The organism is Pseudomonas sp. F3-2, from assembly GCF_038804275.1.
Taxonomy (GTDB): domain Bacteria; phylum Pseudomonadota; class Gammaproteobacteria; order Pseudomonadales; family Pseudomonadaceae; genus Aquipseudomonas.
The window spans coordinates 33,737-48,221 of the sequence record NZ_CP152388.1 but is presented as its reverse complement, the minus strand read 5'-3'; the positions used below and the strand labels follow the sequence as shown (position 1 = coordinate 48,221).

The following is a 14,485-nucleotide window of genomic DNA, read 5'->3' as shown; positions in this document are numbered from 1 at the left end:
TCAGCCTTGGCGCTGGTTAAAGTGTGATCACTGCCTCAACGGCTCACCCTATTTGTCCTCCGGAGGTCCACCATGACCCAGACTCACGACGGCAATACTCAATATCGCAACGGCCCCGACGCTCGCGGCATGTTTGGCGCGTTCGGCGGGCGCTACGTTGCCGAAACCCTGATGCCCTTGATCCTCGATCTGAACCGCGAGTACGAGGCCGCGAAAGAAGACCCGGCGTTTCTGAAGGAGCTGGCCTATTTCCAGCGGGATTATGTGGGCCGTCCGAGCCCGCTTTACTTCGCCGAGCGCCTGACCGAACACTGCGGCGGCGCCAAGATTTACCTCAAGCGCGAAGAGCTGAACCACACCGGCGCGCACAAGATCAACAACTGCATCGGCCAGATCCTGCTGGCGCGACGCATGGGCAAAAGACGCATCATCGCCGAGACCGGCGCAGGCATGCATGGCGTGGCAACGGCCACAGTTGCAGCACGTTTCGGCCTGGAATGCGTGATCTACATGGGCACCACTGACATCGAGCGTCAGCAGGCGAACGTGTTCCGCATGAAACTGCTCGGCGCAACTGTGATCCCTGTCGTTGCAGGCACCGGCACGCTGAAAGACGCAATGAACGAAGCCCTGCGTGACTGGGTAACGAACGTCGACAGCACGTTCTATCTGATCGGTACCGTTGCCGGCCCGCACCCCTACCCGGCAATGGTTCGCGACTTCCAGGCTGTGATCGGCAAGGAAACCCGCGTGCAACTGCAGGAACAGGAAGGCCGTCTGCCAGACAGCCTGATCGCCTGCATCGGCGGCGGTTCCAACGCGATGGGCCTGTTCCACCCGTTTCTGGATGACACCACGGTTCGCATCATCGGTGTCGAAGCGGCGGGTCACGGCATCGAGAGCGGCAAGCACGCTGCCAGTCTCAACGGCGGTGTGCCAGGCGTTCTGCACGGCAACCGCACGTTCCTGCTGCAGGACGACGATGGCCAGATCATCGACGCCCACTCCATCTCAGCCGGTCTGGATTACCCGGGCATCGGGCCGGAACACGCCTGGTTGCACGATATCGGCCGCGTTGAATACACCTCCGTCACCGACGATGAAGCGTTGGCCGCATTCCATCAATGCTGCCGTCTGGAAGGCATCATCCCGGCGCTCGAGAGTGCCCATGCTCTGGCCGAAGTCTTCAAGCGCGCGCCATCGCTGCCCAAGGATCACCTGATGGTGGTCAACCTCTCGGGTCGAGGCGATAAGGACATGCAAACCGTCATGCACCATCTGGATCTGTCCCAGAAGGAGAAACACTGATGAGCCGCCTGCAAACCCGTTTTGCCGAGCTGAAAGAACAAGACCGTGCCGCCCTGGTGACATTCATCACCGCAGGCGACCCGGCGTATGGCACATCGCTGGCAATCCTCAAGGGTTTGCCCAAAGCCGGTGCGGACGTCATCGAGCTGGGCATGCCGTTCACCGATCCGATGGCCGACGGCCCGGCGATTCAGCTTGCCAACATCCGCGCGCTGGACGCCCGGCAGAACTTGGCGAAAACCCTGCAAATGGTCCGTGAGTTCCGCGCAGAAGACAGCAGCACGCCATTGGTGCTGATGGGTTACTACAACCCGATTCACAACTATGGCGTCGAGCGTTTCATTGCCGAGGCGCATGAGTCCGGCGTCGACGGCCTGATCGTCGTGGACCTGCCGCCCGAGCACAACAATGAGCTGTGCGACCCTGCGCAGGATGCAGGTCTTGACTTCATCCGCCTGACCACGCCGACCACCGATGATGTTCGATTGCCGACGGTGCTGAACGGCAGTTCCGGCTTCGTTTACTACGTATCGGTCGCCGGTGTCACCGGCGCTGGCTCAGCCACGGTCGATCACGTCAAAGAAGCCGTCGCACGTCTGCGTCGTCATTCCGACCTGCCGATCAGTGTCGGTTTCGGTATCCGCACGCCCGAACAGGCTGCGGCCATCGCGCGCATTGCCGACGGCGTGGTGGTGGGCTCGGCATTGATCGATCAGATCGCCAAAGCCGAGTCGCCAGATCAGGCAGTCAGCGGCGTGCTCGAGCTCTGCTCGCAACTGTCGCAGGGCGTACGTCAAGCCCGCGTATCCTGAAGGTAAAGTTCCTGATACAGAGGAATCTCGACCTTCATCAGCGGACTAAGCCGTACAGCAAAGGGGTTCAGAACCGGGTTCTGAACCCCTTTTTGCTGACTCGACATCGTTCAGGAGCGCGGTACATGAAAGTCTCGAATCGTTTGATCGCCGGATTGGGCGTACTGATGCTCAGCGCCAGCGCGCTGGTGCAGGCGGCGCCACCGGATCAACGTGGCGGCCATGAAGACAATGGCCCGGGCCAGCATCAGGACCGCGGTCCGCAAGGTGGTCCACAAGACAATCGCGGTAACGGGCACGGCAATGATCATCGCAACGACCAGCATGTGGAGAATCACGGCGGCGGGCGCCCACCGGAAGATTTCGGCGACGTGCGCCGTACCATTCAGGAGCATCGTGAGGTGATCGGTCGCGGCCAGCCGCTGCCGCCGAACGTCCATATCGTGAAAGGCCATCCGCTGCCACGCGGCTACGGCCGTCGTCTGGATCAGCGCTCGCTGCAATACCTGCCGCGATACGACGGCTACGAATGGCGCCGCCTGGGCCCCGATATCGTGCTGGTCGCCATTGGCAGCGGGATCGTGTACGAGATTCTGGAAGGTGTCTTGAACTGATCCCGACGCAACACACCCACAGGATATGTGGCGTCGATTCATCTGTTGGCGCCGCATAACTGTGTAGGAGCGCGCTCGCTCGCGAAGACTGAGTTTCAGTCGATGCAACTTTGGCGGGGTACTCGACTCTGCGTGAGCTTAACCCCGCAAAGGTAGCGCCATTGCCGCTACTTCTTGAACATCCCCACATTCAACTCCCGCACCCCGCCCATCCAGATCGCATGCTCGGTGTGATCGGCGAGGTCATTGCCGGTCACCGGATGGGTGAAGATCACCAGGCGTTGACGGTTCAGCGCCAGATACAGCATCACATCGGCAAACTGCGCATGATCGAACGCCAGCTGGCAGCTCCAGTCGGGGTGTGGGCCGACCGGCCGCTCGTGAACCCGTCCCATGCGAATCCCGAATCTGACAGCGACGCTTTCGCACAACGCTCGCGCTCGCTCGAGGGTCTGGGCATCAAAATAAACGTGGGCGTGATAGCCCTCGACAGGTGACATGGCCGGTCCTCCCCTGGCATGGAACAGCCCTGAGGCTGCTAGTCTCAATGAAAGACTAGAGTTATCCACAGACCCGGATCAATTGCCATGAAGAATGCAGAAACGCCGGTGATGAAAGTCGCGCTGTTTGGCGCTATCAGCAGCTTTGGCAGTGCGTTGATGGCCGAACTGCTGAGGCGTCAGCATGAGGTCATCGCCGTCGTCGACGATCTCAACTCTCTGGCACCACGACCAGGGCTGCGCACCAAGGTGGGTAACCTGTTCAGCGCCGATCGAGTGTGTGAAAGCATCGCCGGATGCTCCGCACTCATCGTCCTGCTCGACGCCAAGGTGCTTCCCGTCGGCCCCGAACATGACCACGCTCAAAAAGACCTGAGCCCTGTCGAACAACTCATCGCCACGCAGACGGTCCTGGCCTGCCTGCAACATGTGCAAATCCAGCGCCTAATTCTGGTAGCCGATATCCAGCTGATGCTCGACCAGACGCTACCGGATCATCAGAACCCGAACCTTGACCAGTCCCAGGCCTCAGCCCTGATCGTCGACTCGCTGCAAAAAAGCGGGGCGCAATGGACGCTGGTCAGCGCACCCCAAGGCGTCGCGGGCCTGAGCATCGAACATTTCAGCCAGACCGGAGGCACGGTCGAACCGGGTCTGGCCATCCCGCTGGAAGTGTTGTCGCGAGTGGCAGCCGGCATTGCAGATGAACTGCAGCTCAATCTGCATGTTCGTCAGTATGTGAATTTTGTGGTTTGACCGCTTGGTGAAACAGCCAGGCGCCTCTGAGATTCCTGACGCAGATCAAACAGCAATCGACGGCAACGGCTTGCCCACCAGTGAATCTCCGCTCAAAGCCTGTTCGCTTTTTAACCAGTCGACGAACCGCTGAACGATCTGTACCCGGCGTTTGCGTTGCGGGAGGACGATGTAATAGCCGTAGGCAGAAATGGCCGTGGCGTCGATAGGGCGGCACAGCAAGCCTTGTTCTAGCAGGTCATCCACTAGATGCCGCCAGCCGATCGCCACGCCCTGGCCACCAATCGCCGCCTGGATCAGCAGCGTGTAATTGTCGAAACGCAGTTGCCCCGGCGCGGGCATCTGCGCGATGTTCAGCGCGCGGAACACGCCTCCCCAGTCAAACCAGTGGTTGCCACCTTCGCCACGCAGGTGCAGGAGCGCAAACTCCTTCAGCACCTCGACAGGCAAGGGCAGGGTGCGGTCCGTCAGCAGTTTCGGGCTGCAGACCGGAAAGACCTCCTCGCTGAATAGCCAATGACTTTCGCCCTGTTTAAAGCGCCCGTCGCCAAACAGCACCGCCACGTCGATGTCAGCACGCAGCATGCTGTGGCTGCGTTCGCTGGTCACAAGGCTGACGTCGACGTCGGGGTTTTCCTTGTGGAAACGGTGCAATCTAGGCATCAGCCAATAGGCGGCGAAGGCGAAATCCGTCGCCACTTGCAGAACCTCATGCTGATGCTGCTCGGTGATTGCGTTCAGACCTGCGTCCATCGATTGCAGCCCGGCCTGCACGTGGTTGAAGAGAATCTGCCCGGCGTCCGTGAGCTCTATCCCACGATAGATCCGGTCAAACAGGCGCGTGGCGAGTTGCTCTTCTAACCTTTTGATTTGCTGGCTGATCGCCGGCTGGGTGGTCCCAAGCTCGATGGCTGCGGCTGTAAAGCTGCGCAATCGCGCGGCAGCTTCGAAGCCGCGAAGCAGATCGAGGGACATATCACCAAACGCTTCAAACATAAGGGTGGCTTATCCTAGGCATTATGTTTCATGGGCTTTACCGCTGATCCCATGGGTCCCATTCTCTGGAACAGCAATTTCGCATAAATATTCACTATGGAATGCCGCGAAGACATGAAGCGCAAGAACATTCTTTTCATCATGGCCGATCAAATGGCCGCGCCGATGTTGCCGATTTATGCCTCATCTCCGATCAAGATGCCGAATCTGAGTCGCCTCGCCGCTGACGGCGTGGTGTTTGACGCCGCTTATTGCAACAGCCCGTTGTGCGCACCTTCGCGCTTTACCCTCGTCAGCGGCCAGCTTCCGAGCAAAATAGGCGCTTACGACAACGCCGCCGAATTTCCTGGCGACATCCCGACCTACGCGCACTATCTGCGCCGCATGGGCTACCGGACGGCGCTGTCGGGCAAGATGCATTTCTGCGGTCCCGATCAATTGCACGGTTATGAAGAGCGCCTGACCAGCGATATCTACCCGGCCGACTATGGTTGGGCGGTGAACTGGGATGAGCCGGACGTACGTCCAAGCTGGTATCACAACATGTCATCGGTGCTGCAGGCTGGCCCGTGCGTGCGCACCAATCAGCTGGATTTCGATGAAGAAGTGGTGTTCAAGGCCCAGCAATACCTGTTCGACCACGTGCGCGAAGACGGCGACCAGCCGTTCTGCCTGACCGTGTCGATGACCCACCCGCACGACCCTTACACGATTCCCAAGGAATACTGGAATCTGTACAGCGACGACGACATCCCGCTGCCATCGGCGGCGCCCGCGCAGGCAGATCAAGACCCGCACTCCCAGCGCCTGCTCAAGGTCTATGACCTGTGGGACAAGCCGCTGCCGGAGAACAAGATCCGCGATGCGCGCCGTGCCTATTTCGGCGCGTGCAGCTATATCGATGACAACATCGGCAAGCTGCTGAAGACGCTCGAAGACACCGGCCTTGCCGACGACACCATCATCGTGTTCTCGGGCGATCATGGCGATATGCTTGGGGAGCGCGGTCTCTGGTACAAAATGCACTGGTTCGAGATGTCGGCTCGCGTACCATTGCTGGTGTACGCTCCGGGTCAGTTCAAGGCCGGGCGGGTGAAAGCCGCCGTGTCCACTGCTGACCTGTTGCCGACGTTCGTTGCATTGGCCGAAGGTGAACTCGATGCCGGTCTGCCGCTGGACGGGCGCTCGCTGCTGCCGCATCTGCAGGGCGCGCAGGGCCACGACGAGGTGTTCGGTGAGTACATGGCCGAAGGCACCCACAGCCCGCTGATGATGATTCGTCGCGGGGCTTACAAATTCATTTATTCGGAACAGGACCCATGTCTGCTGTATGACGTGTACAACGATCCGAAGGAACAGGAAGAACTGAGCCATTCAGAGGCTCATCGCGACCTGTTCAACGCGTTCCTGGCCGAAGCAAAGGCCAAGTGGGACATTCCGGCGATACACCATCAGGTGCTCGCCAGCCAGCGTCGCCGGCGTTTCGTCGCGCAATCGCTGGCCCTCGGCAAGCTGAAGAGTTGGGATCACCAGCCGCTGGTAGACGCCAGTCAGCAATACATGCGCAACCATATCGATCTAGACGATCTGGAGCGCAAGGCCCGTTATCCACAACCTTGAACCCTGCCAACACCTAGAAAACCAAAAAGGGGCACACCATGAATAAGTTGTTCGCTACGCTGGCGGTTGGGGTCATGAGCTTGAGCAGCGTCGTTGCATACGCCGCTGACGCAAGTTGCAGCACGGTGAAGATGGCCGATCCGGGTTGGAGCGACATCGCCGCGACCAATGCCACGGCAGGTTTCCTGCTCGATGGCATGGGTTACAAGACCAAGGTGGATACGCTGGCAGTACCGATTGCCTATGGTGGTCTCAAAGACGGGCAGATGGACGTGTTCCTGGGCAACTGGATGCCCGCGCAGCAGGGTTTCTACGACAAGTTCATCGCCACGGGCGATGTCACCCAGTACGCCAAAAACCTGGAAGGCACCGAATTCACGCTGGCCGTGCCGGACTATGTCTACGACGCCGGCGTGCATGACTTTGCCGACCTGAACAAATTCGCTGACAAGTTCCACAAGAAGATCTACGGCATCGGTTCGGGGGCTCCGGCCAACGCATCGATTCAGGAAATCATCAAGAAGAACGAGTTCGAGCTGGGCGACTGGAAGCTGGTGGAATCCAGCGAGCAGGCGATGCTGGCCGAAGTGCAGCGCAACGTGAAGAAGAAGGAGTTCGTGGTTTTCCTGGGCTGGACACCGCATCCGATGAACGTCCAGATCAAGGGCATGCACTACCTCAAGGGCGGCGAGAAATACTTCGGTGACACCGGCAGCGTCTACACCGTGACCCGCAAGGGCTACGCCGAAGCCTGCCCGAACGTCGCCAAGCTGTTCTCCAATCTGACGTTCACGCAGGATATGGAAAACACCATCATGAAAAACGTGGTGGACAACAAGATCAGCAATACCGAAGCCGTGAAGGCCTGGATCAAGGCAAACCCGGCCGTGCTTGAGAAGTGGTTGAGCGGCGTAAAAACCATCGACGACAAAGATGCACTGGCAGCGGTCAAGGCCAAGCTTTAAGCGTTCTCCGGACCTTGAGATCGATTCGATCTCAAGGTTGCTGATCGATACATGAGAACGAATTCAATCGCGAATCGGTAGGGCACAAATACCGATCCCTGGCGGATGTGCCGACCAATCGCGAACGAATTCGCGATGCTGATCAGGCCTCGGCCATCAAGCGCCGCAACTCGGCCAGCACCGGGGCCGATTCCGGGCGCACGCCGCGCCACAGGAAAAACGCTTCGGCAGCCTGTTCCACCAGCATTCCCAAGCCATCTACCGCTCGTCCGGCGCCGTGCTCGGTCGCCCAGCGGCAGAACGCGGTCGGCTCCTTGGCGTACATCATGTCGTAGCAAAAGGTTTGGCCTGGCTGAATCAGGCTCGGCGCGATCGGTGGCACCGCCCCCGAAAGACTGGCGGACGTTGCGTTGATGATGATGTCCACCGGCTCTTCGAGCCAGTCGTAACCTGCGGGCAGTACCGGCCCGAGCTCGGCAAATTCCTGCGCCAGCTGCTCAGCTTTTTCAACCGTGCGATTCGCGACGACAAGCACATAAGGCCCTTCGGCCAGCAGCGGTTCCAGCGCCCCACGTACAGCCCCACCAGCCCCCAGCAGCAGCACGCGCTTGTCCTGGAGTGTCAAGCCATGGTTGACCTTCAAGTCACGCACAAGCCCTGCGCCGTCGGTGTTATCACCCAACAAACTGCCATCCGCCTGTCTTGCCAGGGTATTTACCGCACCGGCGCGACGGCCGCGCTCGGTCAGTTGGTCCGCCAAACGATAGGCTTCCTCCTTGAACGGCACGGTGACGTTGGCGCCACTCCCCGTGGCGAAAAACTGTCTGGCGAGCTCGGTGAAGCCCTCAAGCGGAGCCAGGGCTGTCTGGTAATCCAGTGCCTGACCGGTCTGCTCGGCAAACAGGCGATGAATCAGCGGCGACTTGCTGTGCGCGATCGGGTTGCCGAAGACGACGTAGTGGTCCATGCGTATTCCAGAACTGGAGTCAGCCTCCAGAGATCGGTGGTCTGTGCAGCCCTGCTCGCGAACCAGCTCGCGAACAGGGCGATGATTTTCAAGCCGACGGCGGCAGCAGGCCCAGCCAGTCGCGGTCCTGCAGGAAGTACTCGGTCAGGCGCGCTTCCTCGCTGTTCGGCGCTGCTTTCCAGTCGTAGCCCCAACGAACGTGAGGCGGTAGCGACATCAGGATCGACTCGGTGCGGCCGCCCGACTGTAGGCCGAACAACGTGCCGCGGTCGTAGACCAGATTGAATTCCACGTACCGGCCACGACGGAATTCCTGAAACTCCCTCTGCTGCGGCGTGTAAGGCGTCCCTTTGCGGCGCTGCACGATGGGCAGGTAAGCCTCCACGAAGGCATCGCCGATTGCCCGCAGAAACGCAAAGCTGGTGTCGAAGTCCCACTCGTTCAAATCGTCGAAAAACAGACCGCCGATTCCGCGCGGCTCATTGCGATGCTTGATGTGGAAATAACGGTCGCACCAGGCTTTGTAGCGCGGGTAAACGTCGGCACCGAACGGCGCACACGCCTGCTCCGCGATCCGGTGCCAATGCACGCAGTCTTCTTCGACGCCGTAGTAGGGCGTGAGGTCGAAGCCACCGCCGAACCACCAGACCGGCTCTTCACCTTCTTTTTCAGCGATGAAGAAACGCACGTTGGCGTGGGAGGTCGGAACATGTGGGTTGTGCGGATGCATGACCAGTGAAACGCCAAGGGCTTCGAAGCCACGTCCGGCAAGCTCGGGACGGTGCGCGCTGGCCGAGGGAGGCAGACCAGCCCCGAACACATGGGAGAAATTGACTCCGCCTTTCTCGATGACGTTGCCGTTTTCGATCACGCGCGTGCGGCCACCGCCACCTGCAGGACGCTCCCAGGCGTCTTCCACAAAACGGCCGCTGCCGTCTTCGTGTTCCAGAGCGGCGCAGATCCGGTCTTGCAGATTGAGCAGGTAGGCTTTGACAGCATCGGTGCGAAAGGACATGGCAGTACCTTGAAGGTGAAACGGGGTTTTGAGCGGGCCGCGTTCGTTGCTGGGTTGCAAGAAGCGGCCGCTGAACAAAACGCGACTGCGAAAATTGGCGCGTAGTCTATCACTGGCTAGCCGGGTGCCGCAGTTGACGAACATCAAGCGAAGGAGTCCGATAGAGCCCTTTCGCATTTTCTTGTTTCGATCCATGACGGAGAAAGCAAATGGCAAAGCGTATCCAGTTCCGCAGCTACGGCGGCCCTGAAGTTCTTGAGTACGTCGATTTCGAACCGGCCGCGCCGGGGCCCAACGAAGTGCTCGTGCGCAACAAAGCGATTGGCGTCAACTTCATCGAAACCTACTTCCGCAGCGGCTTGTATCCGGCGCCAGCTTTTCCTTCAGCGCTGGGCAATGAGGGTGCAGGCGTGGTCGAGGCTGTCGGCAGCGACGTCACCCACGTCAAGGTCGGCGACCGCGTGGTATACGGCACCGGGCCGCTGGGCAGTTATGCGGAGCTTCACCTGATACCGGCGGCGAACCTTGCGCTGCTGCCTGACGAAATCAGTTTCGAGCAGGGCGCGGCGGTCATGCTCAAAGGTCTCACGGTGCAATATCTTTTTCGCCAGACCTACGAAATTCGTCCTGAAGAAACCATCCTTTTCCATGCCGCCGCCGGTGGCGTGGGCTCCATTGCCTGCCAATGGGCCAATGCTGCGGGCGTCAAGCTGATCGGCACGGTCAGCTCGCCGGAAAAGGCCGCGCACGCCAAGGCGCTTGGGGCATGGGAAGTGATCGACTACAGCAAGGAAGACGTCGTCAGCCGCGTACTGGAACTGACCGACGGTAAAAAAGTGCCGGTGGTGTACGACGGCGTCGGTAAAGACACTTGGGAAACGTCACTGAACTGTCTGGAACTGCGCGGCCTGCTGGTCAGCTTCGGCAACGCATCGGGTGCCGTGTCTGGCGTGAATCTGGGCATTCTGGCGCAGAAAGGCTCGCTCTACGTGACGCGTCCCACACTGGGCTCTTACGCCAACAGCCCGGAAACCCTGCAGGCCATGGCCGACGAGGTGTTCGGCATGGTGTCGAGCGGCAAGGTCAAAGTCGATGACATCCGTAGATTCGATCTGAAAGATGCGGCTCAAGCGCATACCGAACTGGCGGGACGTCGCACGACGGGTTCGATCATTCTGGTGCCTTGAAGCTCGTTCCCGTATGAAGCGGGCTTGCTCGCGAGAACGCCGGTACATCCGACACAAAGTGTCAGTCTGTGCCTCGACACTCGCGAACAAGCTCGCCTGCAAACGGATAAGGGTCAAACCGTCATCTCACCCCGCCCGCACAACCTCAGCCGTCACCAGATCTCGGATCACGCTGGGGTTGCGACGCCCACCGAGCGCGCCGCCGAGCACCATGTCCACCTGCTGATGAAAGTACTGCTCGACGCGAAGGCGTGAACGCGCGGCGGGTCGGCCGGCAGGGTTGGCCGAGGTGGAAACCAGAGGGCCGGTCAACGCGCACAGCTCGCGCACCTGCGGATGATCGCTCACACGCAGCGCGACGGTGTCGTGTTTGCCGGTGATCCATTCGGGCAGAAGACCCTGATGCGGGACCAGCCAGGTGTTTGGGCCGGGCCACGTACTGGCCATCCGGTCGATCCACAGCTCGGGGAAATCTTCGAACAGAAAGTCGAACTGGCGAATGTTGTCAGCAATGAGGATGAGCCCCTTATCCACAGGACGCGCCTTGATCGCCAGCAGACGATAAACCGCCTCGGCGTCCCAAGGATCGCACCCCAGCCCCCAGACCGCTTCGGTTGGATAGGCAATGACCGCCCCGGCCCGAACTTCTCGTGCGGCTTGTTGCACTCGCCAACTGCTGACCATCGTTCACTCTCCGAAATAACGCTGGCCGGCAGTTTAACCTCAGCGCGCCCGGGCAAACCATCGTCCCGCTTCACACGACACGCTGCTGTCCAGTTCAAGTTCCGTCAGCGCGGCCAGCACCTTTGGCAGTGGCCAGCCGCTGTTGATCGCCAGCGCCTCGCCCGTCTGCGGTGCAGCGTGCAACAACGCCAGCAAAGGATGCGACGGCGCAGACCTGGTTTTTTGCGTCGGCTGCGGCGATGTGGCATCTGAGGGACCGATGTTCTTCCAGCCTTGCAAGGCCTCGAGGATGTGATCGATCGTCTCCACCAGCACGGCGCCTTCGCGAATCAACTGATGACATCCCCGAGCGCCGGGATGATGAATCGACCCAGGAATCGCATACACCTCACGTCCTTGCTCGGCGGCAAGTCGCGCCGTGATCAGGGATCCACTGGCAACGCTCGCCTCAACGACCAGAACGCCGAGGGAAAGTCCGCTGATGATCCGATTGCGTCGGGGAAAGTTGCTCGCATGGGGACCGGCATCCAGCGGCAGCTCGGAAATCACCGCGCCACCTTGCGCCAGCATCGCCGCTGCAAGTTGACGATGGCGCTGTGGATAAAGTTTTTCGATGCCCGTCCCGAGAACGCCGATCGTGGCCCCATTGACGTCGAGTGCTCCTTGGTGAGCGGCACCGTCGATGCCCAAAGCCAACCCGCTGGTGATGACAAATCCGGCGCCCGCCAGACTCCGGGCGAACGCGGCAGCGGTATCGAGTCCCGGACGTGAAGCACGCCGACTTCCCACCATTCCGAGCTGGGGACGATCAAGCAGTGATCGATTTCCGGCGACAAACAACAAGGGCGGCGGATCCGCAATTTCTGCGAGCAGGGCGGGGTAGTCGGGGTCGTCCCACATCAGCAAATGCTGGCCCGGCCGCTCTAACCAGGCCAATGCGGCGCTGGCGCCGTCGCGTACTTCGGGGCTGCGTCGGGCCTCGGCGCTGGCTGCGGGAAGACGCAAAGATCGCCACGCGGAAGCCGGCGCGCTCAATGCGGCAGACGCACTGCCGAATGCCTGGATGAGGGACTGGAAACGTTTGGGGCCGATCTCCGGCAAGCGATGGAGTCGCAAACGCGCTTCCAGCTCGGCAGGGGACTGACCGGCTTTTTCGAACAGCGGCATGAGATCTTCCTTGATCAGCGGCCCGCTCAATCGAGCGGGCCAACCTGTGGATAACTCTGTTGACAACAATTTGATAAGTGAAGCATGCCGGTGGAGAAAAGTGTTTTACAGCTGATACATAGCATTACGGATTGCTGACTTTATCCATCACCGCCAAAGATCTGGACGCATGCAGCACCATTGCATAGCTGAGCCTGTCGTAGGTGCGGAACACCATCAGCAAGCCTGAACGCTCATCCGGGATTTTCACCGGCTCACCGGTGATGCGATCGCGAACGGTCTCGCCGGTCTTGAGGATTGCCAGGACATTGCCTTCTTCAAGGCCGTCCAGGCGGCCACGGTCAAGGGTGACCACGTCAAACTCACCGATCTGCGTCACGCCCCGCGGGACGTCGATGATCATGCCGTTCACCGGCTGCCGAGGCTCGCTGGGGACAAACGTCGAATTGATGCCGCGCTCTTCGCTGACGAACAGCCGGTCACCCAGGCGCACTTCCTGAGTCGAGCGCTGCATTTGCAACGTCGCGACATCGCCTTCGCTGGCAATCACGTCGCCGCTGCCGATGTCATCGGCATTGATGCCCAGCAACGTGCCGGTGTCCGGATCCACATAGCTCTTGCCTTTGCGGAAAATCCCGTAGGACACATGGCCCGGTTCGAAATACCCGCGCGCATAGATCCGGTCACCGGCGCCGCTCAGCACTCGCTCGCCGTTGCCGGCGACAATGTATGGCGCGGTGTCGAATTGCTCGGGCGTGTCCACGATCCGGTTATTGAGCAGAAACGCGTTGATTGCGCCCAGAGGAATGGTGGGGATCGCTTCGGCAATCGGCGTGCTGCGCACACGCGGTGACAATTTGATGGTGCCGCGGGATTCGCCGCGGTTCACGACAATTCTCGGCTGACCGTCGACGTAAATCAGATTCAGGGTGTCGCCGGGGTAGATCAGATCCGGGTCATGGACCTGAGGATTGGCGCGCCAGATCTGCGGCCATTTCCAGGGCTGGCTGAGAAATTTGCCGGAAATGTCCCAGAGTGTGTCACCGGCGACAACGGTGTAACTCTGTGGATGACCTTCCCTGAGTTGTACTTGCGCCTGGGCAAAGCCTGTCGCGGCCAACAGCAGCAGGGCGAGTAGTGATTTCCTCATGCGGTGAATCCCTTTATCATATTGGCTTCGCGTGAAACATAGAGTCTTGCGAGACTTCGGTTTTACAAGGGCTGCCCGCTCGTGACGTCCCTAGCCTAGCAGCCGATTTTGACTTTACCCTACAAGTGCAGCTCAAACGTATATGGCCATTTTAAACATTCTCGAATTTCCCGATTCGCGCCTGCGCACCATCGCCAAGCCGGTGGCCGCTGTGGACGACGGCATTCGCCAGTTGGTCGACGACATGTTTGAAACCATGTACGAAGCGCCTGGCATCGGCCTGGCGGCGACGCAGGTTAACGTACACAAGCGTGTCGTGGTCATGGATCTCTCCGAAGACCGCAGCGAGCCCCGGGTCTTCATCAACCCTGAACTCGAGCCACTGACTGACGAGATGGATCAGTATCAGGAAGGCTGCCTGTCGGTTCCCGGGTTCTATGAAAACGTCGACCGTCCGCAGAAGGTCAAGGTCAAGGCGCTGGACCGTGAGGGTCAACCTTACGAACTGATCGCCGAAGGCTTGCTCGCGGTGTGCATCCAGCACGAGTGCGATCACCTGAATGGCAAGCTGTTCGTCGACTATCTGTCGAACCTGAAGCGTGACCGGATCAAGAAGAAGCTGGAAAAACAGCACAAGCAGAACGCCTGATCCGGCCATTTCTCATTACCGTGCAGGAGCGCGCTGACCCGCGATCGCGACATGTCCGTGACACCTTCGTCGACTGACACAACGCAATCGCCGGC

Annotated in this window: 15 protein-coding genes; 8 read left to right on the top strand and 7 right to left on the bottom strand. The window is 60.0% G+C overall.

Annotated elements, in window-relative coordinates:
* Positions 1–72 precede the first annotated feature (72 nt).
* The 3 genes from trpB (at position 73) to AAGQ88_RS00210 (ending at position 2,734) form a co-directional block, all read left to right on the top strand.
* The gene (trpB, locus tag AAGQ88_RS00220) at positions 73–1,308 is read left to right on the top strand and encodes a tryptophan synthase subunit beta (protein WP_342654112.1); all 1,236 of its coding nucleotides are present in this window, start codon (positions 73–75) and stop codon (positions 1,306–1,308) included.
* Positions 1,308–2,120 carry a tryptophan synthase subunit alpha gene (trpA, locus tag AAGQ88_RS00215; RefSeq protein WP_342654111.1) on the top strand — a complete coding sequence of 271 codons (813 nt, stop codon included), beginning with the start codon at positions 1,308–1,310 and terminating at the stop codon, positions 2,118–2,120. The genes trpB and trpA overlap by 1 nt, the downstream gene beginning before the upstream one ends.
* A gap of 125 nt (positions 2,121–2,245) precedes the next feature.
* Entirely contained in the window at positions 2,246–2,734 is a 489-nt protein-coding gene (locus tag AAGQ88_RS00210; protein WP_342654110.1) for an anti-virulence regulator CigR family protein, read from the top strand.
* Positions 2,735–2,901: 167 nt separating this feature from the next.
* On the opposite strand, the gene AAGQ88_RS00205 is transcribed toward AAGQ88_RS00210, so the two are convergent.
* On the bottom strand, positions 2,902–3,234 hold the full coding sequence (locus AAGQ88_RS00205) for a DOPA 4,5-dioxygenase family protein (protein ID WP_342654109.1): 333 nt from the start codon (positions 3,232–3,234) through the stop codon (positions 2,902–2,904).
* 87 nt (positions 3,235–3,321) lie between these two features.
* Here AAGQ88_RS00205 and AAGQ88_RS00200 point away from each other — a divergent pair, with 87 nt between their 5' ends.
* A complete protein-coding gene (locus AAGQ88_RS00200; protein WP_342654108.1) occupies positions 3,322–3,990 on the top strand; it encodes an NAD(P)H-binding protein in 669 nt (222 codons plus the stop codon).
* A 45-nt stretch (positions 3,991–4,035) separates the two neighbouring features.
* Here the strand turns inward: AAGQ88_RS00200 and AAGQ88_RS00195 are convergent, their stop codons facing one another.
* Complete coding sequence (locus AAGQ88_RS00195) at positions 4,036–4,986, bottom strand: LysR family transcriptional regulator (protein WP_342654107.1); 951 nt, start codon at positions 4,984–4,986, stop codon at positions 4,036–4,038.
* 114 nt (positions 4,987–5,100) lie between these two features.
* Here AAGQ88_RS00195 and betC point away from each other — a divergent pair, with 114 nt between their 5' ends.
* Together betC and choX are read left to right on the top strand one after the other, a co-directional pair.
* On the top strand, positions 5,101–6,606 hold the full coding sequence (gene betC, locus AAGQ88_RS00190; protein ID WP_285422774.1) for a choline-sulfatase: 1,506 nt from the start codon (positions 5,101–5,103) through the stop codon (positions 6,604–6,606).
* A 38-nt stretch (positions 6,607–6,644) separates the two neighbouring features.
* Complete coding sequence (gene choX / locus AAGQ88_RS00185) at positions 6,645–7,571, top strand: choline ABC transporter substrate-binding protein (RefSeq protein WP_342654106.1); 927 nt, start codon at positions 6,645–6,647, stop codon at positions 7,569–7,571.
* 142 nt (positions 7,572–7,713) lie between these two features.
* On the opposite strand, the gene aroE is transcribed toward choX, so the two are convergent.
* Positions 7,714–8,538, bottom strand: coding sequence for a shikimate dehydrogenase (aroE, locus tag AAGQ88_RS00180; protein ID WP_342654105.1), 825 nt, complete (start codon positions 8,536–8,538; stop codon positions 7,714–7,716).
* Between the two features lie 88 nt (positions 8,539–8,626).
* Positions 8,627–9,553 (bottom strand): oxygen-dependent coproporphyrinogen oxidase, encoded by a 927-nt coding sequence (gene hemF, locus AAGQ88_RS00175; RefSeq protein WP_342654104.1) that lies wholly within the window; start codon positions 9,551–9,553, stop codon positions 8,627–8,629.
* Positions 9,554–9,762: 209 nt separating this feature from the next.
* Between hemF and AAGQ88_RS00170 the strand changes: the two genes are divergently transcribed.
* Positions 9,763–10,740: an NADPH:quinone reductase gene (locus tag AAGQ88_RS00170; protein WP_285422778.1), complete on the top strand. Its 978-nt coding sequence runs from the start codon at positions 9,763–9,765 to the stop codon at positions 10,738–10,740.
* 126 nt (positions 10,741–10,866) lie between these two features.
* Here AAGQ88_RS00170 and AAGQ88_RS00165 read toward each other — a convergent pair whose 3' ends face one another.
* The 3 genes from AAGQ88_RS00165 to AAGQ88_RS00155 all read right to left on the bottom strand — a co-directional run bounded on the left by AAGQ88_RS00165 (position 10,867) and on the right by AAGQ88_RS00155 (position 13,741).
* On the bottom strand, positions 10,867–11,424 hold the full coding sequence (locus AAGQ88_RS00165; protein ID WP_093466571.1) for an L-threonylcarbamoyladenylate synthase: 558 nt from the start codon (positions 11,422–11,424) through the stop codon (positions 10,867–10,869).
* A gap of 39 nt (positions 11,425–11,463) precedes the next feature.
* Positions 11,464–12,591: a DNA-processing protein DprA gene (gene dprA, locus AAGQ88_RS00160; RefSeq protein WP_285422779.1), complete on the bottom strand. Its 1,128-nt coding sequence runs from the start codon at positions 12,589–12,591 to the stop codon at positions 11,464–11,466.
* Between the two features lie 124 nt (positions 12,592–12,715).
* Complete coding sequence (locus tag AAGQ88_RS00155; protein WP_342654103.1) at positions 12,716–13,741, bottom strand: LysM domain-containing protein; 1,026 nt, start codon at positions 13,739–13,741, stop codon at positions 12,716–12,718.
* Positions 13,742–13,883: 142 nt separating this feature from the next.
* On the opposite strand from AAGQ88_RS00155, the gene def reads away from it, so the two are divergent.
* The gene (def, locus tag AAGQ88_RS00150) at positions 13,884–14,390 is read left to right on the top strand and encodes a peptide deformylase (protein WP_093466565.1); all 507 of its coding nucleotides are present in this window, start codon (positions 13,884–13,886) and stop codon (positions 14,388–14,390) included.
* Positions 14,391–14,485: the final 95 nt, after the last annotated feature.

Bases quoted from the DNA above. Each gene is read 5' to 3' on its own strand.
- trpB (WP_342654112.1), top strand. From the start codon at position 73: ATGACCCAGACTCACGACGGCAATACTCAATATCGCAACGGCCCCGAC.
- trpA (WP_342654111.1), top strand. From the start codon at position 1,308: ATGAGCCGCCTGCAAACCCGTTTTGCCGAGCTGAAAGAACAAGACCGT.
- AAGQ88_RS00210 (WP_342654110.1), top strand. From the start codon at position 2,246: ATGAAAGTCTCGAATCGTTTGATCGCCGGATTGGGCGTACTGATGCTC.
- AAGQ88_RS00205 (WP_342654109.1), bottom strand. From the start codon at position 3,234: ATGTCACCTGTCGAGGGCTATCACGCCCACGTTTATTTTGATGCCCAG.
- AAGQ88_RS00200 (WP_342654108.1), top strand. From the start codon at position 3,322: ATGAAGAATGCAGAAACGCCGGTGATGAAAGTCGCGCTGTTTGGCGCT.
- AAGQ88_RS00195 (WP_342654107.1), bottom strand. From the start codon at position 4,986: ATGTTTGAAGCGTTTGGTGATATGTCCCTCGATCTGCTTCGCGGCTTC.
- betC (WP_285422774.1), top strand. From the start codon at position 5,101: ATGAAGCGCAAGAACATTCTTTTCATCATGGCCGATCAAATGGCCGCG.
- choX (WP_342654106.1), top strand. From the start codon at position 6,645: ATGAATAAGTTGTTCGCTACGCTGGCGGTTGGGGTCATGAGCTTGAGC.
- aroE (WP_342654105.1), bottom strand. From the start codon at position 8,538: ATGGACCACTACGTCGTCTTCGGCAACCCGATCGCGCACAGCAAGTCG.
- hemF (WP_342654104.1), bottom strand. From the start codon at position 9,553: ATGTCCTTTCGCACCGATGCTGTCAAAGCCTACCTGCTCAATCTGCAA.
- AAGQ88_RS00170 (WP_285422778.1), top strand. From the start codon at position 9,763: ATGGCAAAGCGTATCCAGTTCCGCAGCTACGGCGGCCCTGAAGTTCTT.
- AAGQ88_RS00165 (WP_093466571.1), bottom strand. From the start codon at position 11,424: ATGGTCAGCAGTTGGCGAGTGCAACAAGCCGCACGAGAAGTTCGGGCC.
- dprA (WP_285422779.1), bottom strand. From the start codon at position 12,591: ATGCCGCTGTTCGAAAAAGCCGGTCAGTCCCCTGCCGAGCTGGAAGCG.
- AAGQ88_RS00155 (WP_342654103.1), bottom strand. From the start codon at position 13,741: ATGAGGAAATCACTACTCGCCCTGCTGCTGTTGGCCGCGACAGGCTTT.
- def (WP_093466565.1), top strand. From the start codon at position 13,884: ATGGCCATTTTAAACATTCTCGAATTTCCCGATTCGCGCCTGCGCACC.